Source organism: Paraburkholderia aspalathi (assembly GCF_905220735.1).
Classification (GTDB): domain Bacteria; phylum Pseudomonadota; class Gammaproteobacteria; order Burkholderiales; family Burkholderiaceae; genus Paraburkholderia; species Paraburkholderia aspalathi.
This window is the reverse complement of sequence record NZ_CAJNBA010000012.1, coordinates 1-18,816: the sequence shown is the minus strand read 5'-3', so window position 1 is coordinate 18,816 and position 18,816 is coordinate 1. Positions and strand designations below refer to the sequence as shown.

The window sequence follows — 18,816 nt, the reverse complement described above, 5'->3', positions numbered from 1 at the left end:
CTGGCATTGGCCGGCAGCCACTCTGCAGTCCCGCCCCCAAAAGCCCGATTGCGGCCCCGGGCCACGTGCGTTAAGGTGACCCTCGATGCGCCAGGCCACCACGCCTGTCAGACGCGCAGCGTTAAATGAATGCCCCGCATCCCATTCGAACGCGCCGCAGCCGTCTCGCGGCAAACGAGAGGCGACACCATGGCAGAAGACACGCACGAACCCCGCGCCGCAGCGGTTTCTCCCGCCCCGCTAGTTGCACCGCAACAATTCTCTCTGGACGTCCTGCTCGAGAAATACGCCAAAGGCGACGAGCAGTCGGCCGACGACGTATTCAAACGCGTCGCCCGCGGCGTCGCTCAGGCGGAACCGGAAGCCCTGCGCGAGTCGGTGGAAGCGCTCTTTGCCGACAATCTGCGGCACGGCGCGCTCGGCGCCGGGCGCATCATGAGCGCAGCGGGCACGGGCATCGCCGCCACGCTCATCAACTGCTTCGTGCAACCGGTCGGCGACGCGATTCAGGGGGTCGACGAACAGGGCCTGCCCGGCATCTACGTGGCGCTGCTGCAAGCCGCCGAGACGATGCGCCGCGGCGGCGGGGTTGGCTACAACTTCTCCGCGATCCGGCCCAAGGGCGCCCGCGTTCATACCACCAGTTCGTCGGCGTCCGGACCGTGCAGTTATATGGACGTGTTCGACGCCTCGTGCCGGACCGTGGAAAGCGCCGGCTCGCGGCGCGGTGCGCAAATGGCCGTGCTCGACTGCAATCACCCCGATCTGATCGAGTTCATCGAGGCGAAGCATTCGAAAGGCCGCTGGAACAACTTCAACGTGTCGGTGGGCGTCACCGACGAATTCATGCGCGCTGTCGAAGAAGATCAGCCCTGGCCCCTCGTGCACCGTGCCGAGCCTTCGCCTGCGCTGCGCGCGGCAGGCGATGTGCGGCAACGCGAGGACGGCCTGTGGGTCTATAGCGAACGGCCGGCACGCGAGATCTGGGACCGCGTCATGCGCTCCACGTACGACGTCGCCGAGCCCGGCATCGTATTCATCTCGCGCATGAACGAGGACAACAATCTACGGGCCGTCGAAACCATCCGCGCCACCAATCCGTGCGGCGAACAACCGCTGCCGGCCTACGGCTGCTGCAACCTCGGACCGTTGAACCTCACGCGTTTCGTGGTCGATCCGTTCGCGCAAATGAAAGGCCGCAAGCCTTCGTTCGACTGGGACGGGCTCGCCAAGCGCACCCGCATCCAGGTGCGCTTTCTCGACGACGTGCTCGACGTCACGCTATGGCCGCTGCAACAGCAATATGACGAGTCGCGTGCCAAGCGGCGCATCGGCGTGGGCTTCACCGGCTTAGGCGATACGCTGGTGATGCTCGGCCTGCGTTACAACTCGCAGGAAGGCCGCGACTTCGCGGTGCGCATCGCCCAGTTGATGCGCGACGAGGCCTATCGGGCGTCGGTGGAACTGGCGCGCGAGCGTGGCGCGTTCGAGTTGTTCGACGCCGCACGCTATCTGGAAGCAGGCACCTTCGCCTCGCGCCTACCCGATGACATCAAGGACGCGATACGCCAGGACGGCATCCGTAACAGCCATTTGCTATCGATCGCGCCGACGGGCACCGTCAGTCTCGCATTCGCGGACAACGCCTCGAACGGCATCGAGCCGGCCTTCTCGTGGACCTACACGCGCATGAAGGTGATGGCCGACGGGGGCCGCGAGTCGTTCGATGTCGAAGACTACGCGTATCGCCTTTATCGCGAGCTCGGCGGCGATGTAAAAAACCTGCCGGACTACTTCGTCAGCGCACTCGAAATGTCGGCGCGCGACCACCTCGACATGATGGCCGCGGTGCAGCCGTACGTGGACACGTCAATCTCAAAGACGGTGAACGTGCCGGCGGATTATCCGTTCGAAGCGTTCGAAAGCCTCTACTTCGACGCGTGGAAAAACGGCCTCAAAGGCCTCGCCACCTACCGCCCGAATGAAACGCTCGGCGCGGTGCTGAGCGTCAGCCCTCCGCCGCAGGCAGACGATACGCTGGCCGAGACCGATCAGGATCCGCTGCGGATCGCGATCGATCACCGGCCCAAGGGTGAATTGCCGGCGATCATCGAAAAGGTCGAGTACCTGACACAAGCCGGCAAGAAGTCGCTTTACGTGGCGGTGTCGTTCATCGAAGTGACGGGACGGCTGGGCGGTGAAGAAGTCACGATCGAACGCCCCATCGAATTCTTCATTCCGACCGGGCAGCGCGACGAATCGCAGCAATGGATCACGGCGACGATGCGTTCGCTGTCGCTCGCGGCACGCGGGGGTTTTGTCGCGCGCAACCTGCAGGATATGCGCAAGGTGTCATGGGATCGTGGGCAGGTGCGGCTCGGCGAGGTGCAACGTCTCGACGGTCACCGCACGCCGCGCTGGCATGACTCCGAAGTGGCGGCGCTCGCCTTTGCGATCCAGCAGATTCTGCATCGTCGCGGCTTTCTCGATGCCGAAGGCAATCAGGTGCCGTCGCGGATGCTGGCGCGTTTGCCGCGCGGGCAGATGAAGGCCGAGACTGCGTTACCGGCGGATTTCGGCATCCGTCCGCCGCCTGGCGAGGCTAACGAAGCCGCCTTGCTGCAACCCGGCGGTATGCAAGGCTTGCATACCATGCTCGGCCGCAAATGCGGCTCGTGTGGAGCGAATGCGGTGATTCGCAAGGATGGCTGCGACTTCTGTACCGCGTGTGGTGAAGTCGGCGCGTGCGGGTAAGTGACAGCTAGCCGCAACGCAGACGCGGCCGCCGATATCGGACGGCCGCGGCAACCCACGCGTCAACCGACTCGCGCGTAATACAGATTCTGCGGATGCTTCGCTTCGGCGAAGAAGAACCAGCGTTCCGCCACGAGGCCGGCGTATTGCACCAGGCATGCGGCGGCCAGCAAGCCGAGTGAGACCCCGATCGGATGCAGGCCCGCGCCCAGCGCCGTCAGCACAACTGGCACGGCAAACGCAGCCGCGAGGAACCCCCACTTGACGCCACGCAGCGTCCCCGCCGATTTGCCGTGAAAGAACTCACGCAGATTGAACGCGCCGGCGGTGAAGCCGCGCGAGATCTGCACGAGCTTCGGGTTCTGGATTCCCGTCGCGCTTTGCACAGTGGACTTCGGCCGTAAGCGCGCATTGCGCACGAGCGATGCCGAGCGGCTCGCGCAGCCCGCGAGCGTCAACACGCAGGCACAGACCGCGAGCCCCACTGTCAGCGCGGACGCGAACCACGCGGTCAGCGCCGTCGCCAGTGTGAAGCCGGACGCGCAGCCGAGCAGCACGAAGTTGACCAGCGTAAGCGGCGTGGCCCATTCCTGCAGGAAGCGCAGGCATGCGTAGATCATCGCCGAGCAGACGAACAGCGCCGCGCTTGCCAGCACGCCGAGCCAACCTATCGCGAGTGACCACGGCGCGCCGAACCCGTGCGCAATACCGTAGAAAAACGCGCAGGCGAGAAACGCCGGCAGGCACAGACATTCACGCGACAACCACGACGTCCGCCACATTGCGACCGCGCGCCATGCGCGCTCCGGATGCCCGAGATGGAAAAACGAGGCGATCAGCCCGAGGACACCCAACACGACCGACACGCCCGCGCCGGTGACATAGAACACATCCGCGGGCGCCGTGACGAGTCCCAGATGCGCGGCCGTCTCCACGCCGACGAGCGCGATCAGCAGGCCCTGCGCCGCGCCGCTCAATGTAGTGAGAAAAACCACTGAAAAAGCCGGATTCATCGCGAGGTCCTTTAGATGCGCGTCGCCATTGACGCAAGATGCAGTTGGCCGTGTTCGAGTTGCGCATCAAGTGATTCGAGCGATTCGGGCGTCTCAAGCGCCGTGCCCGCGCCCTTGCACGAGCATGCATCGCTGCCGCAACCCGATGCCGACGTCGTAATGCGCGGCAAATAGTGGTTCGCCGGCTTGGTGTTCCACTCAGGCATCAACTGATAACCACCCCGTTCCTCAATTGCCTTCGACACCACCGACTCCGGATCGTGAATATCGCCGAACAGTCGCGCTGAAGTCGGACACGCGAGCACGCACGCGGGTTGCCGGTCGCGTTCGGAGAGGTTTTCATCGTGAATGCGATCGACGCATAGCGTGCACTTGGTCATCTCCTTGCGCGCTTCGTCGAGTTCGCGCGCACCGTACGGACACGCCCACGCGCAGTATTTACAGCCGATACACTTGTCGAAATCAACCAGCACGAGACCGTCTTCCTTGCGCTTGTAGCTGGCGCCGGTCGGACACACCGGCACGCACGGCGGGTCCTCGCAGTGCAGGCACGACTTCGGGAAGTGGATCGTGTCGGCGTTCGGGTAGCTGCCTGCCTCGAAGCTCTGCACGCGATTGAAGAAGGTGCCGGAGGGATCGGCGTCGTACGGATTGAGATCGGCGAGACTGCCCGACTCGCCCGACGTATTCCACTCCTTGCAACTCGTCACGCAAGCCTGGCATCCCACGCACACGTTCAGGTCGATCACTAAGGCCATCTGAGTCATCAAAGGCTCCTTGCTGCTTTACTGCGTTATTCGCACGCTGCCCGCCGTTCTGCCGTGCCCGGGTTTCGCCTTGCTCGCGTGCGAATCCTGCATCACTTGCGCCCCACCGCACCGCGCAGCCGTGCCGCGAATTCGCCGCGCCCCGCGAAATAGGTCTGCACGACCCGCGATATCACTCCGTTCGATCCCGGCAACGCGGGCATCGCACCGAACTGCGGCAGCGTATGACGCGCGTCCGCTTCCGCCGGATAGATGCGCACGCGCACGTCGTACCACGCGGCCTGGCCTGTCACCGGGTCCGAATTCGAGAGACGCGCGGCGGCTTCGTCGCGACCGGGCAACTCGTCGGTGATGAGGTGATTGAGCAGGAAGCCGCGCTGCGATTCGTTCGCCCCCGCGCCGAGGTTCCATGCGCCCGACGCCTTGCCGATCGCATTCCAGGTCCACACCGTCCCCGGCTCGACGGTCTCACTAAAACGCGCCATGCAGCGCACGCGGCCCCATTGCGATTCGGCATAGATCCAGCTGCCGTCGGCAATGCCGTTTTCGGCTGCCATCAACGGATTCATGTAGAGATAGTTCTCGCCATGAATCTGCCGCAGCCACGCATTCTGCGAATCCCACGAGTGATACATCGCCATGGGCCGCTGCGTCACCGCGGCCAGCGGAAAGCGCGTGAGATCGGTCGAATCGCTTTCGAGCGGCGCATACCAGAACGGCAGCGGATCGAAATACTTTTCGACCCGCGCCCGCAGGTGTTCAGGCGGCTGCCTGCCGCTCCTGCGGCCTTGCGCTGCAAGCCTGAACTTCTGCATGACGTCGGAGTACAACTGGATCAGGATCGGCTCGTTGAATTTACGGAAGCCGTTTTTTACTGCCCAGTCGAGATACGGCCCGTTGCAGTTGCGCATGTATTGGAGCGTCTCCGGCAAGCGGTAATGGAACACGCAGTTGTTCTTTGCATATTGTTCCCACTGCTGCGGATTCGGCTCGCCGACCAGCGCCTTGTCGCCGTCTTTGCCGCGCCAGCCGATCAGAAAGCCCACGCCGGAATCAGGCGTCGTCGTGTGATTGACGATGAAGTCGGGATAGTCCCGGAAGCGGCGCGTGCCCTCGGCTGTCGTGAAGGCCGGAAACTTGAGGCGCGAAGCGAGTTCGATCAGCACTTCCTGAAACGGTTTGCATTGACCCGTCGGCGGCACGACCGGCACGCGCACGGAATCCACCGGACCGTCGAATTCGGAGATCGGCCGGTCGAGCATCGACATCGCGTCGTGCCGCTCAAGATAGGTCGTGTCCGGCAGGATCAGATCGGCGAAAGCCGTCATCTCTGACTGGAATGCGTCGCACACCACGAGAAACGGAATCTTGTACTCGCCGTTCGCATGCTTGTCGGCGAGCATCTCGCGCACCTTCATCGTGTTCATCGACGAATTCCAGGCCATGTTGGCCATGAAAATCAGCAGCGTGTCGATGGGATAGGGGTCACCACGCCAGGCATTGGTGATCACGCTATGCATCACGCCGTGCACGGCAAGCGGATATTCCCAGGAGAAGGCCTTGTCGATGCGAACCGGACCGCCGTGTTCGTCGATGAACAGATCCTCGGGCGCGGCAGGCCAGCCGAGCGGGCCGGTGGCAAGCGGCGTGTTCGGCTTGACGGCATCCGGGCTGTTCGGTGGTTTCGCCGATGGCGGCACCGCACGAGGAAACGGCGATTTGTGACGAAAGCCGCCAGGGCGGTCGATCGTGCCCAGCAGTGACATGAGCACCGCCAGCGCGCGGATCGACTGGAAGCCGTTGGAATGCGCGGCTAGCCCGCGCATCGCGTGAAAAGCGACCGGATTGCCGGTGACGGTCTCGTGCGACTTGCCCCACGCGTCGGTCCATTGGATCGGCAGCGTGATCCGGTGATCGCGGCTCGTCTGAATCATTTCGCCAGCGAGGCGCCGGATCGTGTCCGCGGCAATGCCCGTAATCTCCGCGGCCCACTCGGGCGTGCAATCGGCCACGCGTTCGCGCAGCAAGGCGAACGACGGCGTGACCGGCGTGCCGTCCGCGAGCGTATAGCGGCCGTCGAGCGCGGGCGTCACACCGGGTGCATGGTGCGGCACGGCGCGCGCGGCTGCGGCATCCCACCAGAGATGGTTCTGCGGAAACAGCGGATTGCCAACCGGCCTATCCGGATCGCGCACGAACAGGCCGAAGTTTTCGCTGGCCTCATCGAGATCCACGAGTTCCGCCGCGTTCGTATAACGCTGCACGAACTCGTGATCCCAGGCGTCGGCCGCGATCAGTTCGTGCAGAAACGCCATGAACAGCGCACCGTCGGTGCCGGGTTTGATCGGCACCCATTCGTCGGCAATCGCCGCATAGCCGGTACGGATCGGATTGATTGCGATAAAGCGCCCACCCGCGCGCTTGAACTTCGAAATAGCGATCTTGAGCGGATTCGAGTGATGATCTTCCGCCGTGCCGATCATGAAGAAGAGTTTGGCGCTGTCGAGATCGGGGCCGCCGAACTCCCAGAACGAGCCGCCGATCGTATAGATCATCCCGGCCGCCATATTGGCCGAGCAGAAGCCGCCATGCGCCGCGTAATTAGGCGTGCCGAACTGTTTGGCGAAGAGGCCGGTCAGCGCCTGCATCTGGTCGCGGCCGGTGAACAGCGCGAATTTCTTCGGATCGGTGGCGCGAATCGCGGAGAGGCGCTTTTCGAGCACGTCGAACGCGACCTCCCACGACACCGGCTCGAACTGCGCACTGCCCCGCTCCGCGCCGGCCTTGCGCATCAACGGCTGGGTCAGGCGCGCGGGCGAGTACTGCTTCATGATGCCCGAGGCGCCCTTCGCACAGATCACACCCTGATTCAGCGGATGCTCGGGGTTGCCGTCGATATAGCGAACTTCCCCTTCACGCAGATGCACGCGGATGCCGCAGCGGCAGGCGCACATGTAGCAGGTAGTCGTCTTGATCTCGAGCCGTTCGTCCTGCGTGCGGGCGTGATGTTCCATGCGGGATCTCCGTCGCGGCTCCGGCTGTGTCGAAGCGAGGTGGGTTTGATACCGACCATCCTATTCGCCACGAGCCTACAAGGGAAATCGCGATTTGTGAGAGAAACTATCCGCTGGGCTGATGGTTTCAGTTTGCCTTCAAATGTCAGATCGGCGTCAATACCGCCTCGCCGGCAAAGTGCCGTCTGGCGTTGGCGAGGAAATTGTCGACCGAAGCCGTGATCGCCTCCGGCGAGCGGCCGCCCACATGCGGCGTCAGAACTACGTTGCGCAGCGTCAGCAAGGCCTCAGGCGGATGCGGCTCGCTCTCATAGACGTCGAGACCCGCGCCGGCGATCGCGCTGGTGGCAAGCGCATCCGCTAAAGCAGCGGTATCCACCACGCTGCCGCGCGAGACGTTGACCACGAAACCGTCCGGCCCGAGTGCGTCCAGCACCGCCTTGTCAATCAGATGACGCGTACCGGCGCCACCGGGCGTCGCGACCACCAGAAAGTCACACCATTGCGCCAAACCCTGCACGCTGTCGAAATAGCGCAGCGGCGAGCCTTCGCGGGGTTTGCGGTTGTGATAACCGATTTCCATATCGAACCCGGCGCCACGCCGCGCGATCTTCTCGCCGATATTGCCGAGCCCGACTATGCCGAGCCGCTTGCCGGACACGTTGGGGTGCATCGGCAACGTGTCGCGCCAGGCGCCCTTGCGGGTGGCCTGATCGAGTTGCGGCACGTCGCGCACCACCGCAAGCAGCAAGGCGAACGCGTGATCGGCCACGCAGTGATCGTTGGTGCCCGCGCCGTTGACGAGTACGATGCCGCGCGAGCGAGCGTGATCGACGGCGAGGTTTTCGTAGCCGGCGCCGAGTGCGCTGACAAACTCGAGTTGCGGCATCCGGTCGATTTCCGCAGCCGCTAGCCCCGCTGTGCCGCTAGTCAGCACGGCGCGGATCGCCTCGCCGTGCGCGGCGATCGCGGCGGTTCGTTGGCCGGCATCGGGGGCATAGACGACGTCGAAAGCAGTCTCGACACTGGCGCGGCTTGCGTCTTTCAAGGGGATCAGAACCAGCAGGGATGGCTTCATGACGGGTGTTTTTTCTTAAGGCGACGAGAGACGGGGGATGCGACGAGTGAGTGTAACAAGCCTCCCGTGGCCCTGCTGGCGGGCGATCAGTTGAGCTCGCAAGTAAAAAACCCGGTTGCGAACTTGCCGCCGCGCAGCTTAAAGTCCCTGCGAACCACGCCGTTATCTTCGTGAATGGATCGGCGCGAAAAATATGCGCCATGCGTCTTTCTTTTGAGCCGAATCCAAGCCGCTTTAGAATAGCCGGAACTCCGACCACGGGAATCTCATGCAGGACACCCTCCGAAGCGGCTCAGCGCCCGCCAACGACGATTCCGAAATGTTCGAACTCGCGCCTGTCTCGCTCTGGCTCGAAGACTTCAGCGGCGTGCGCGCGCTATTCGACAAATGGCGGGCAGAAGGCGTGACCGATCTGCGTGCCCATTTCGCCCAATATCCAGCCCTTGTCGCCGAATGCGCACATAGCATCGGCGTCATCAAGGTCAACCAGAAAACGCTGACGCAATTCGAGGCCGCCGATTTCGACGCGCTCACCAGCAATCTCGCCTCCGTGTTCCGCGACGACATGCTCAAGACTCACCTCGAGGAGCTATGTCAACTGTGGGCTGGCCAGGCGCATTTCACGAGCCAGACGGTCAACTACACGCTCGGCGGACGCCGCCTCGACGTGCTGCTCAAGGGCGCCGTGCTGCCCGGCCATGAAGACCGCTGGGACCGCGTGCTCGTATCGGTCGAAGACATTACCGAACTCGAAGGCGCGCGGCATCGCGTGACGCTCGCCGAACAGTATGTGCGCGGTCTGTTCGAATATTCGCCGGTCTCGTTGTGGGTGGAAGATTTCAGCGCGGTCAAGCGTCTGCTCGACGACGCGCGCTCCGCCGGCATCAGCGATTTCCGCGTGTTTACCGACGTGCATCCCGAGTTTGTCGAGCGCTGCATGCAGGAAATCCACGTACTCGACGTGAACCAGCACACGCTCGACATGTTCGTGGCAAAAGACAAGAAAACGCTGCTGGCGCGCCTGCCGGACGTTTTCCGCGACGATATGCGGCCGCATTTCCGCGAGCAGCTGATCGATCTATGGGACGGCAAGCTGTTCCAGCAGCGCGAAGTGCTCAACTATTCGCTCGACGGCAACGAGGTGCATGTGCACCTGCAGTTCTCCGTACTACCGGGTCATGAAAAGAATTGGGACCTGGTGCTGGTGGCCCTCACCGACATCACGGCGCGCAAGAAGGCCGAAGCTTATCTGGAGTTCCTTGGCAAGCATGACGTGCTGACCAAGCTGCGCAACCGTTCCTTTTACGTGGATGAACTGAACCGGCTGGAGCGCAAGGGTCCGTGGCCGGTGACGATCATCATGGCCGATCTGAATGGCCTCAAACGCGTGAACGACCAGCTCGGCCACGCGGCCGGTGACGCGCTGTTACGGCGAGCCGGCGAAGTCCTCGCCAAAGCGACGGACGCGCCGTTTCACGCCGCGCGCATCGGCGGCGACGAGTTTGCGATCCTGATGCCGGACACCGACGAGCGTGGCGGCGCCGCGATGGTCGATGCAATCCGCCAGTTGGTCGATCTGAACAACCAGTTTTATCCGGGCTCGCTGCTGAGTCTTTCGATGGGTGCGGCGACATGTCAGCGCGGCGACCGTCTCGAAGCCGGTGTGCAACGCGCCGATCTGCTGATGTATGAGGAAAAGCACGCGCACTATGCGAACCGTCCGTCTGCGGACGCGTCGAGCGACTAACGCCCGACGGCCTCGCACGTTGGTACGGTGTAATTCGATTGTTGAAAAGGCCGCGCCGTGTCAGCGGATTGGCAGCTCAATCAGCCTGGCAATTTGGATGCCAGCACATCGAGTTTGTGGATGCTGGGCGGCGTGGCGAATAGCTCGCCGGCCTTCGCCATTAGCGCAGCGGCCACCTTGCCGTTCAGATGCGCCTCGCGGCCAGCTTCGTCGGGGAAAGCGTCGAAAATGGCATAGGTGGTCGGTCCAAGCTTGAGACCGAACCAGGCGCTGGTAGCAGGCTCCTCCTCGACGAGCGGCAAGCCGCTCAGCAGAAAGGCCTCGACATCCTGTTCCTTGCCGGGTTTGGCTTCAAGACGAACGTACAGAGCGAGTTTGACCATGGCGCGACTCCCTGGGTGAAGTGAGGACAATGGATCCGCTTTGCCGGGCCGGCAAAGCGCTGTGAAAGGCATCGGCTCGTCAAGCCCCTCAGCAAGTATAGGGCGGCGGTCGTGAAGCTGTGCCGAAGAGCATGGGGGCACATCGGGTCGCGCGAGGCACCATCAGGCACAGGCATTCAGGTTGCATCCACGCAGAAAAGCATGTCAGCCTTTGTCGGTTCGCACGGCCTCGCCGTAAGTGCTGACGATTCGCCGATCCTGCTCTTCCGCCGAAAACAGCTCCCATTCGAGGCCGTTTACGTCCTTGCTGCTCGAGTAACCGTCTACAGAGTCGTCCTCGAAGCCGACGTGCCGAAGCTGCCCACCTTTGTCCGGCATCTCGTTGATCGAAAAATTGAGCAGTTCGGTTCGCCACATCGCGTAACGGCCCGGCACCACGGCCGTGGGCGGCTGGCCAAGACGGGCGCTGTAATCGTCGATGGAAGCCTCGAGGCTGGTAACGGCCAAAGCAATGTGGAAGCGTTTCATAGCGGTTTTCCCGACGATTAGGATGAGATGTTTCATCGTATCCGCCGCGCGCTGCCGCAACCAGTTGCGCGATCATCCCGGTATCGGCATTACCGGTTTGCGCTGTAACGGTATCCGGCCCGGCCTGGGTCGGCCTGCAAAACAAACGAGGAGCGACACTGATGCTTTCCCACGTATTCGTCGGCATTACGGATTTCGAGCGCGCGTTCGGCTTCTATGGCGTGCTGATGGAAACACTAGGACTGCGGCTCAAGTTCCGTGATGAGGATGCGTGCTGGGCCGGCTGGATGCCAGCAGACGCGCCGCGGCCGCTGTTCGTGATCAGCAGGCCCCATGACGGTCGTCCTGCCACCGTCGGCAACGGCCAGATGTTGGCCCTGCTGGCCACGGACCGCGCCACGGTCGATCGCGCGCATGCTGCGGCGCTTGCTCACGGCGGCGCCTGCGAAGGTCCGCCGGGTTTGCGACCGCAGTATCACGCGGACTATTACGGCGCCTACTTTCGCGATCCCGATGGCAACAAGCTCTGCGTGTGCTGCCATGCGCCGGACCCAACGTCAGCCACGCAAACAACCCGCTAAGCTAAGCGCCCGGAAAGCGCAATTCGAAGCGCACCACGCCCGGCACCGGACACACCACGCGCGCCGTGCCGCCGTGCAGATGCATGATTGCCTTGACGATCGCGAGCCCCAGCCCGCTCGATTCGGTGAACTCGCTGCGTGCTGCATCTCCGCGGTAGAAACGGTCAAACAGGCGGTCCAGTTGCTCACCGGGAATTGGCGCACCGTCGTTTTCCACCACCACGGTCGCGCCCTGCTCGTCCTGTGTGCCCCTCAACCGCACTACCGTATCGTCCGCGCCGTATCGCACCGCATTCACGACAAGATTGTTGATCGCCCGCCGGCATAGCATCGGATTGGCCGACACCACGCCCTGGGCCTCGACGGTAAAGCGCATGCCGCGTTCATCGGCGGGGCCTTCGAAATAGTCTGCGATCCTGACGAGTTCATCGCGCAGATCGACCGGCTCACGGTCGATGGAAAGCGCCGCATGGTCCGCGTGCGCGAGAAACAGAATGTTCTCCGCGATGTGGCTCAAGCGGCTCAGCTCCTCGAGATTCGATTCGAGCAGTTGCTGATATTCATCGACGTCGCGCGGTTTGGCGAGCGTGACCTGAGTCTGGCCGATCAAGGCGCCCACTGGTGTACGAATTTCATGCGCCAGATCGGCGGAGAACTGCGAGAGGCGCTGGTAGCCATCGGCAAGACGGTCGAGCATGGCGTTGAAGGCATGCGTGAGCTGGCGTAATTCGGCTGGCGCGGCCTCGCTGTCGAGCCTCACCGACAAACTTGCCGGACTGATCTGCGCCGCCCGCGTGGCGATCTCGCGCACCGGCCGCAACGCGCGGCGCAGCACGTAATAGGCAAGCAGCGTGGCAGCCAGCATGCCGGTCAGCGTGGCCAGCACGATTCGATTGCGGTAGGCGGCCAGCATCCGCATTTCCTGGGTCATCGGATGCGCGGCGATCACTTCGACTTCGCTGCCATCCTCACGCGCTTTGACGGTAGCGATTGCCCAATGAACCGGCACGCCGTCCGGCAGCATGGTCTGTCGAATGTCCGAGAGCGTCGGCAAGTGCTCCGCGGTGCCGGCCTGCAGCGCAGGCACCGCGACATTGCCGGGGTTCACGTCGATAAACGGCGCTTCGCCCGGACGGCGAAACAGCAGCACGTCCTGCTCCGCGCCAAGCATGCTCTCGAACAGCAACGGCCGGCTCTTCAAGTCGCTGACCGAATAGAGGTCGTGCACGATGCGGCTGAAATGCTCGACACGGCCGGTGAGCACCACGTCCGCGCGGCGCTGCAACGACAACTCGGCGGAGTGGTAGAAATACATGCCCAACGTGCCGATCACCACGCACGCGATCGAGGCGAACAGCACCGTGGTGCGAGCCGTCAACGAACGTTCGGTCCACAGTTTCATGCGCCGTCGCCGAAGGTGTAGCCGATGCTGCGCACCGTATGAATCAGCTTCTTTTCAAACGGATGATCGATCTTCGCGCGCAACCGTTTGATCGCCACGTCGACCACATTGGTGTCGCTATCGAAGTTCATATCCCACACTTCCGAGGCGATCTGCGTACGCGACAACGCCTCGCCCTGCCGGCGCACCAGCAGATGCAACAGCATGAATTCCTTATTGGTCAGCGGAATCTCGACGCCTTCACGCGTCACCTTGCGGCGCAGCACGTCGAGCTTGAGGTCGGCGATCTCGAACACATCGCTCTCGCGGATCACGCCGCGGCGCAACAGCGTGCGGATGCGCAACACCAGCTCGGTGAACGAGAAAGGCTTGACGAGGTAATCGTCGGCGCCGAGCTCGAGACCGCGAATGCGGTCGCTGACGTGATCGCGCGCGGTCAGAAAAATGACCGGCAGATCGCGCCGCGCCCGTAACGCACGCATGATTTCCCAACCGTCGATGCCGGGCAGCATCACGTCCAGCACCACGAGGTCATACGCGTGCTCGAGCGCCATGTGCAGCCCATCGGTGCCGGTGCGCGCAAGGTCGACCGCATAGCCGCTTTCGCGCAGGCCTTTCTTCAGGTAGTCGCCGGTTTTCGGGTCGTCTTCGATGACGAGGATGCTCATTGCCTGGTTTCCGACCCCGAGCGCCGCCGTGGGCGTGGGTCATGAATGTGGACGTGGATATGGCGGCCATTCTACGTGGCTGCGGCGCGCCGTTCATGACGTTTTTGTCATCCATCTGTCACTTGGCGGAGCCGATCGCACGCCTAACCTGACGCTATCTTTCACCCACCCAGAGCAGACTCATGAAGATTGTCTCCGCTAATGCGATGCGCGCCTTCGTTGCCCCCGCGCTCGTCGCCGCCTCATTGTTCGCAGCAGGATCCGCCGCACAAGCTCAGACCGCGGCGCCCACCGGCGTACGTGGCACCGTGACATCGCTCTCGGGCGATGTGCTCAAGGTCCACACGCGCGACGGCAAGGACGTCGACGTGAAGCTCGCCAAAGACACGCCGATTCGCGGCGTGACGATTGCCGACGTGAACGACATCAAGCCGGACAGCTATGTTGGCACCGCCGCGATCCCGCAGCCCGACGGCTCGTTGAAGGCGCTCGAAGTGCACGTATTCCCCGCCAGCATGCGTGGCTCCGGCGAAGGTCATCGCCCGTGGGACCTCGGCACGAACAGCACGATGACCAACGGCACGGTGGGCTCGCTCGTGGTTAGCAACGGCCGCACGATCACGGTCAAGTACAAGGACGGCGAAAAGAAAATCGTGATTCCGCAAGACGTGCCTATCGTCGCGCTCGAACCGGGTGATCGCGCGCTGCTGGTGCCAGGTGCGAAGGTCGTGCTGTTCGCCCACAAGGAAGCTGATGGCTCGATGGCGGCTAATTTCATCTCCGCGGGCGAGCACGGTGTAACGCCGCCGATGTAATACGGCGTTTCTTCGACCGTTCGCTTTTTAGCCATTCGAACAGCCGCGTGCCTCAATGACGCGGCTTTCATATTTTTCCCTGTTTCATCATCTCTGACCATGCCCGAACCGCAAGCGCGCTTCATCGTTCACCCACTCGTCGTACGAATTACGCACTGGATCAACGCGTTTGCCATGGTCTGCATGGTGATGAGCGGCTGGGCGATCTATAACGCGTCGCCCTTCTTTCCGTTCAAGTTTCCGGTGTGGGCGACCGTAGGCGGCTGGCTGGGCGGCTCGATTGCATGGCACTTCGCGGCCATGTGGCTGCTGTGCGCGAACGGCCTGCTGTATCTGGCGTATGGCATCGGGCGCGGGCATTTTCGTCGCAAGCTATTGCCTGTTTATCCGCGCGACGTCGTACACGATGCCGCATTGGCGATGCAGTTCAAGCTGCCGCACGATACCGGCAAATATAACGCGGTGCAGCGTGCGCTCTATCTCTTCGTATTGTTCCTTGGCGTGCTGCTGGTGGCGTCGGGGCTTTCGATCTGGAAGCCGGTGCAATTCTCGTGGCTTACCGCACTATTCGGTGGTTTCGATTTCGCGCGTCGCGTGCATTTTGTCGCGATGGCGGGCGTGGTGGGTTTCGTCGTCGTGCATCTGGCGCTGGTGCTATTGGTGCCGCGCACGTTGCTGCCGATGTTGACCGGCCGCGCCCGACTGTCCACGCACGAAAGGAGCGAAGCATGAGCGACGCAGAACGCAAAGACTCGCGCGGCACGCGCATTGTCCTCGCCGACCACAAACCACAAATCGAACGATTGCAACGGCGCCTGTTCCTGCGCTCGTCGCTTTCGATCGGTGCGCTGGCGATGCTCTCGGGTTGCAACATGCAGGACGGCGATTCGGTCGACAAGGTGCTGTGGGCCATGTCACGCTGGAACGATCGCGTGCAGGGGTGGCTGTTCGATCGCAACAAGCTCGCGCCGACCTACTCGGCGAAAGAGATCACCGACCCGTTCCCGTTCAACGCGTTCTATCCTGAGTTCGACGCGCCGGATATCGACGGTTCGACGTATCAACTGGAAGTGTCGGGTCTGGTGTCGGACAAGCGCACGTGGAATCTCGATCAACTGCGCGCCTTGCCCCAGGCTTCGCAGATTACGCGGCACATCTGCATCGAAGGATGGAGCGCGATCGGGCAATGGCGTGGCGTACCGTTTCGCACATTCCTCGAACGCATCGGCGCCGATCTGAGCGCACGCTATGTCGGCTTCAAATGTGCGGACCGTTATTACTCGAGCCTCGACATGGCGACCGCCTTGCATCCGCAAACCCAACTCACGCTCGATTTCCGCGACGCGCCGCTGCCGGCCAAATACGGCTACCCGCTGAAGCTGCGCGTACCGACCAAACTGGGCTTCAAGAATCCGAAGCACATCGCGGCGATTTTCGTGACCAACACGAACCCTGGCGGCTATTGGGAAGACCAGGGGTACAACTGGTTCAGCGGGCTATAACGCTTCGTGAGGACGCGCGCTTATACGGCGGTCACATAACGCGGGACCGGCTTGACTACGCGCGGCGGCGGCGGTGCGTCGTACACGGTGCGCATACGCTTGACTTCATCAACCGGGCTCAGGCCGAACAGACGCTTGAACTCGCGGCTGAATTGCGACGCACTTTCGTAACCGACGCGTGCCGCGGCCGCACCTGCATTCAAACCATCGTGCGCCATCAGCAAACGCGCGTGATGCAAACGCGTGGTCTTCACGTATTGCATCGGCGAGGTCGCCGTCACGGCCTTGAATTGCGCATGAAAAACGGCGAGGCTCATGCCGGCTTCAGAGGCGAGCGTATCGACGTCGAGTTGCCCCTGATAGTCGGCGTGGATACGCCTTAGCGCCTTGGCGATGCGGCCGAAATGATTCTGATGCGTGAGCGCCGCGCGAATCGCATCGCCCTGCTCGCCCGTCAACACGCGATAACAGATTTCGCGGACTACGCCTGGCGCCAGAATCCGCGCATCGAGCGGTGAGGCCAACGCGTCCATCAAACGCTGCACGGCATTGGAGAGAGCCGGGTCGAGCGGCGTCGAATAAATGCCGAGCGGCTCGTTCTGCGTAGCGCCTTGCGTTTCGTTCAGCGCCATCAGCAACTCAGCCACCATGGTCAGATCGACGCGCACCGAGATCGCGAGGAACGGCTCTTCCGGACTCGCCTCGGTTTCGCATTCGAACGGCAGCGGCACCGACAGCACCAGGTATTGCTGTGCGTCGTACTGGAACACCTGATCGCCGAGAAAACCGCGCTTGCGGCCCTGACAGACGATCACGATGCTCGGCTCGTACATCACGGGCATACGCGGCATCGGACTATTGGCGCGCAACAGGTTGACGCCTTCGAAGCTCGAACGCGTCACGCCCGGTTTGGGCGCGAGCAAATCGAACAGGTCGACCAGACGCTGCTGGGCGGAATCGGCCGGGCCGCCAGCGGACTGGCCGCGCTCGGCCGGATCATGAGTGACCGAGGCGGGTTCAACGGAACGGGTTGACATGACGGTATAGTGACGCGCAAGAGAATAATGCTTGAAATTTAGCACCAAACGACCTACTGCGCTCATCGCCAGGAGTTTTAGGCAAATCTTCAAGATATTCAGGTATTCCCCGGTTTGCTCCCGGCCCCTACTATGGGAACCCTACCGGATCATCTATTTCCACGCTGCGCCGGGCTCGGTTACCCGTTCACCGTTTCGGTGAAAGCGTCGACCACCGCCTGCGCCCTGATCCCGGTCCATGACAAGGTTTGGCCGCATCGGCGACGCGCGTCGCCCATCGCCGGCGCCTTGCGACGTCATCCTCTTTGCTGGAGTTACCCATGAGCACGACTTACGCCTATGCAGCGACCGACGCGACCGCGCCGCTCGCTCCGTTCGAAATCCAGCGCCGCGAACTGCGCGCCCATGACGTGCAGATGGAAGTCCTGTTTTGCGGTGTGTGCCATTCCGACTTGCATCAGGCACGCAACGAATGGAAGAACACGGTTTTCCCGGTGGTGCCGGGCCACGAAATTGTCGGCCGTGTAACGGCAGTTGGTCCGGACGTGACGAAGTACAAGGCAGGCGATCTGGTGGGCGTGGGATGCCTGGTCGATTCGTGCCGCACGTGTGCGAGTTGCGAGGAAGGTCTCGAGCAGTATTGCGAAAACGGTTTTGTCGGCACGTACAACGGCGTGGACCGGGTTGACGGTCAAATCACTTACGGCGGTTATTCGACGCAGCTGGTGGTGGATGAGGCATTTACGCTGCGCGTGCCGGAGAACCTCGACCCGGCGGGTGTGGCGCCGTTGCTGTGCGCGGGTATCACGACGTATTCGCCGCTGCGCACGTGGGGCGCCGGCCCTGGCAAGAAGGTCGGGATTGTCGGCCTTGGCGGCCTGGGTCACATGGGCGTGAAGTTGGCCCGTGCGATGGGTGCGCATGTCGTGTTGTTTACGACGTCGCCGTCGAAGATTGAAGATGCCAAGCGGCTTGGTGCGCATGAGGTTGTCATTTCAAAGAATGCTGAGGAGATGGGCGCACATGCCAATAGCTTCGATTTCATTCTGAATACGGTGGCTGCGCAGCATGATTTGAATCCGTTTTTGAATCTGCTCAAGCGCGATGGGACGATGACGCTGGTTGGAGCGCCGGAGCATGACCATCCGTCGCCGCAGGTGTTCAATCTGATCTTTAAGCGCCGCCGGCTGGCTGGGTCGTTGATTGGTGGGATTGCTGAGACGCAGGAAATGCTGGATTTTTGCGGCGAGCATGGGATTACTTCGGATATTGAGGTGATTCCTATGCATGGGATCAATGACGCTTTTGAACGGATGCTTAAGAGTGATGTTAAGTATCGGTTTGTTGTTGATCTGGATTCCTTACGGAAGTGATTTTGGTTTTTTTGCCTTTGCGGCGCTTTTTTGGCCATGTTCCTGGGGCTTTGGCCTTTCCTTGATTTGTTAGTGGTCTATTAGCGTTGCCCCTGTGCGGGGCGGCACCTACTTTTCTTTGCCGCCGCAAAGAAAAGTAGGCAAAAGAAAGCGG

16 protein-coding genes and 1 pseudogene are annotated in these 18,816 nt (G+C 62.3%); 7 read left to right on the top strand and 10 right to left on the bottom strand.

Annotation, left to right across the window (positions count from 1 at the left end; translation table 11 throughout):
• Positions 1-189: 189 nt before the first annotated feature.
• Positions 190-2,754 carry an adenosylcobalamin-dependent ribonucleoside-diphosphate reductase gene (locus tag KHO30_RS35915; protein WP_211703758.1) on the top strand — a complete coding sequence of 855 codons (2,565 nt, stop codon included), beginning with the start codon at positions 190-192 and terminating at the stop codon, positions 2,752-2,754.
• Positions 2,755-2,816: 62 nt separating this feature from the next.
• Here KHO30_RS35915 and KHO30_RS35910 read toward each other — a convergent pair whose 3' ends face one another.
• The 4 genes from KHO30_RS35910 to KHO30_RS35895 form a co-directional block, all read right to left on the bottom strand.
• Entirely contained in the window at positions 2,817-3,767 is a 951-nt protein-coding gene (locus tag KHO30_RS35910) for a dimethyl sulfoxide reductase anchor subunit family protein (protein ID WP_211703757.1), read from the bottom strand.
• A gap of 11 nt (positions 3,768-3,778) precedes the next feature.
• Positions 3,779-4,534, bottom strand: coding sequence for a 4Fe-4S dicluster domain-containing protein (locus tag KHO30_RS35905; RefSeq protein ID WP_200619206.1), 756 nt, complete (start codon positions 4,532-4,534; stop codon positions 3,779-3,781).
• Between the two features lie 92 nt (positions 4,535-4,626).
• Positions 4,627-7,548 (bottom strand): molybdopterin-dependent oxidoreductase, encoded by a 2,922-nt coding sequence (locus KHO30_RS35900; RefSeq protein ID WP_211703756.1) that lies wholly within the window; start codon positions 7,546-7,548, stop codon positions 4,627-4,629.
• 145 nt (positions 7,549-7,693) lie between these two features.
• The gene (locus KHO30_RS35895; protein WP_211703755.1) at positions 7,694-8,626 is read right to left on the bottom strand and encodes a 2-hydroxyacid dehydrogenase; all 933 of its coding nucleotides are present in this window, start codon (positions 8,624-8,626) and stop codon (positions 7,694-7,696) included.
• Between the two features lie 268 nt (positions 8,627-8,894).
• Here KHO30_RS35895 and KHO30_RS35890 point away from each other — a divergent pair, with 268 nt between their 5' ends.
• Entirely contained in the window at positions 8,895-10,373 is a 1,479-nt protein-coding gene (locus KHO30_RS35890) for a sensor domain-containing diguanylate cyclase (RefSeq protein WP_093638515.1), read from the top strand.
• 80 nt (positions 10,374-10,453) lie between these two features.
• Here KHO30_RS35890 and KHO30_RS35885 read toward each other — a convergent pair whose 3' ends face one another.
• Together KHO30_RS35885 and KHO30_RS35880 are read right to left on the bottom strand one after the other, a co-directional pair.
• Complete coding sequence (locus KHO30_RS35885; protein WP_093638511.1) at positions 10,454-10,756, bottom strand: putative quinol monooxygenase; 303 nt, start codon at positions 10,754-10,756, stop codon at positions 10,454-10,456.
• Between the two features lie 204 nt (positions 10,757-10,960).
• Positions 10,961-11,284 carry a VOC family protein gene (locus KHO30_RS35880; RefSeq protein ID WP_093638833.1) on the bottom strand — a complete coding sequence of 108 codons (324 nt, stop codon included), beginning with the start codon at positions 11,282-11,284 and terminating at the stop codon, positions 10,961-10,963.
• A 161-nt stretch (positions 11,285-11,445) separates the two neighbouring features.
• On the opposite strand from KHO30_RS35880, the gene KHO30_RS35875 reads away from it, so the two are divergent.
• Positions 11,446-11,865, top strand: coding sequence for a VOC family protein (locus KHO30_RS35875; protein ID WP_200619202.1), 420 nt, complete (start codon positions 11,446-11,448; stop codon positions 11,863-11,865).
• A gap of 1 nt (position 11,866) precedes the next feature.
• Here KHO30_RS35875 and KHO30_RS35870 read toward each other — a convergent pair whose 3' ends face one another.
• A complete protein-coding gene (locus KHO30_RS35870) occupies positions 11,867-13,267 on the bottom strand; it encodes a heavy metal sensor histidine kinase (RefSeq protein ID WP_211703754.1) in 1,401 nt (466 codons plus the stop codon).
• Positions 13,264-13,935, bottom strand: coding sequence for a heavy metal response regulator transcription factor (locus KHO30_RS35865; protein ID WP_093638501.1), 672 nt, complete (start codon positions 13,933-13,935; stop codon positions 13,264-13,266). The genes KHO30_RS35870 and KHO30_RS35865 overlap by 4 nt, the downstream gene beginning before the upstream one ends.
• Before the next feature lie 182 nt (positions 13,936-14,117).
• On the opposite strand from KHO30_RS35865, the gene KHO30_RS35860 reads away from it, so the two are divergent.
• The 3 genes from KHO30_RS35860 to KHO30_RS35850 all read left to right on the top strand — a co-directional run bounded on the left by KHO30_RS35860 (position 14,118) and on the right by KHO30_RS35850 (position 16,252).
• Complete coding sequence (locus KHO30_RS35860) at positions 14,118-14,750, top strand: hypothetical protein (protein WP_054036450.1); 633 nt, start codon at positions 14,118-14,120, stop codon at positions 14,748-14,750.
• Between the two features lie 99 nt (positions 14,751-14,849).
• Entirely contained in the window at positions 14,850-15,482 is a 633-nt protein-coding gene (locus KHO30_RS35855; RefSeq protein WP_211703753.1) for a cytochrome b/b6 domain-containing protein, read from the top strand.
• Positions 15,479-16,252 carry a molybdopterin-dependent oxidoreductase gene (locus tag KHO30_RS35850; protein ID WP_054036452.1) on the top strand — a complete coding sequence of 258 codons (774 nt, stop codon included), beginning with the start codon at positions 15,479-15,481 and terminating at the stop codon, positions 16,250-16,252. The genes KHO30_RS35855 and KHO30_RS35850 overlap by 4 nt, the downstream gene beginning before the upstream one ends.
• Positions 16,253-16,272: 20 nt before the next feature.
• Here KHO30_RS35850 and KHO30_RS35845 read toward each other — a convergent pair whose 3' ends face one another.
• Positions 16,273-17,289: an AraC family transcriptional regulator gene (locus KHO30_RS35845; protein WP_200619198.1), complete on the bottom strand. Its 1,017-nt coding sequence runs from the start codon at positions 17,287-17,289 to the stop codon at positions 16,273-16,275.
• A gap of 320 nt (positions 17,290-17,609) precedes the next feature.
• On the opposite strand from KHO30_RS35845, the gene KHO30_RS35840 reads away from it, so the two are divergent.
• Complete coding sequence (locus KHO30_RS35840) at positions 17,610-18,662, top strand: NAD(P)-dependent alcohol dehydrogenase (protein WP_211703752.1); 1,053 nt, start codon at positions 17,610-17,612, stop codon at positions 18,660-18,662.
• Here the strand turns inward: KHO30_RS35840 and KHO30_RS35835 are convergent.
• A pseudogene (locus KHO30_RS35835) lies at positions 18,619-18,816 on the bottom strand (hypothetical protein); the annotation flags it as partial. The gene KHO30_RS35840 and the pseudogene KHO30_RS35835 overlap by 44 nt on opposite strands.

Coding starts and splice junctions, on each gene's coding strand:
- KHO30_RS35860 (WP_054036450.1), top strand. CDS start 14,118: ATGAAGATTGTCTCCGCTAATGCGATGCGCGCCTTCGTTGCCCCCGCG.
- KHO30_RS35880 (WP_093638833.1), bottom strand. CDS start 11,284: ATGAAACGCTTCCACATTGCTTTGGCCGTTACCAGCCTCGAGGCTTCC.
- KHO30_RS35845 (WP_200619198.1), bottom strand. CDS start 17,289: ATGTCAACCCGTTCCGTTGAACCCGCCTCGGTCACTCATGATCCGGCC.
- KHO30_RS35885 (WP_093638511.1), bottom strand. CDS start 10,756: ATGGTCAAACTCGCTCTGTACGTTCGTCTTGAAGCCAAACCCGGCAAG.
- KHO30_RS35900 (WP_211703756.1), bottom strand. CDS start 7,548: ATGGAACATCACGCCCGCACGCAGGACGAACGGCTCGAGATCAAGACG.
- KHO30_RS35895 (WP_211703755.1), bottom strand. CDS start 8,626: ATGAAGCCATCCCTGCTGGTTCTGATCCCCTTGAAAGACGCAAGCCGC.
- KHO30_RS35870 (WP_211703754.1), bottom strand. CDS start 13,267: ATGAAACTGTGGACCGAACGTTCGTTGACGGCTCGCACCACGGTGCTG.
- KHO30_RS35840 (WP_211703752.1), top strand. CDS start 17,610: ATGAGCACGACTTACGCCTATGCAGCGACCGACGCGACCGCGCCGCTC.
- KHO30_RS35915 (WP_211703758.1), top strand. CDS start 190: ATGGCAGAAGACACGCACGAACCCCGCGCCGCAGCGGTTTCTCCCGCC.
- KHO30_RS35855 (WP_211703753.1), top strand. CDS start 14,850: ATGCCCGAACCGCAAGCGCGCTTCATCGTTCACCCACTCGTCGTACGA.
- KHO30_RS35905 (WP_200619206.1), bottom strand. CDS start 4,534: ATGACTCAGATGGCCTTAGTGATCGACCTGAACGTGTGCGTGGGATGC.
- KHO30_RS35850 (WP_054036452.1), top strand. CDS start 15,479: ATGAGCGACGCAGAACGCAAAGACTCGCGCGGCACGCGCATTGTCCTC.
- KHO30_RS35890 (WP_093638515.1), top strand. CDS start 8,895: ATGCAGGACACCCTCCGAAGCGGCTCAGCGCCCGCCAACGACGATTCC.
- KHO30_RS35865 (WP_093638501.1), bottom strand. CDS start 13,935: ATGAGCATCCTCGTCATCGAAGACGACCCGAAAACCGGCGACTACCTG.
- KHO30_RS35910 (WP_211703757.1), bottom strand. CDS start 3,767: ATGAATCCGGCTTTTTCAGTGGTTTTTCTCACTACATTGAGCGGCGCG.
- KHO30_RS35875 (WP_200619202.1), top strand. CDS start 11,446: ATGCTTTCCCACGTATTCGTCGGCATTACGGATTTCGAGCGCGCGTTC.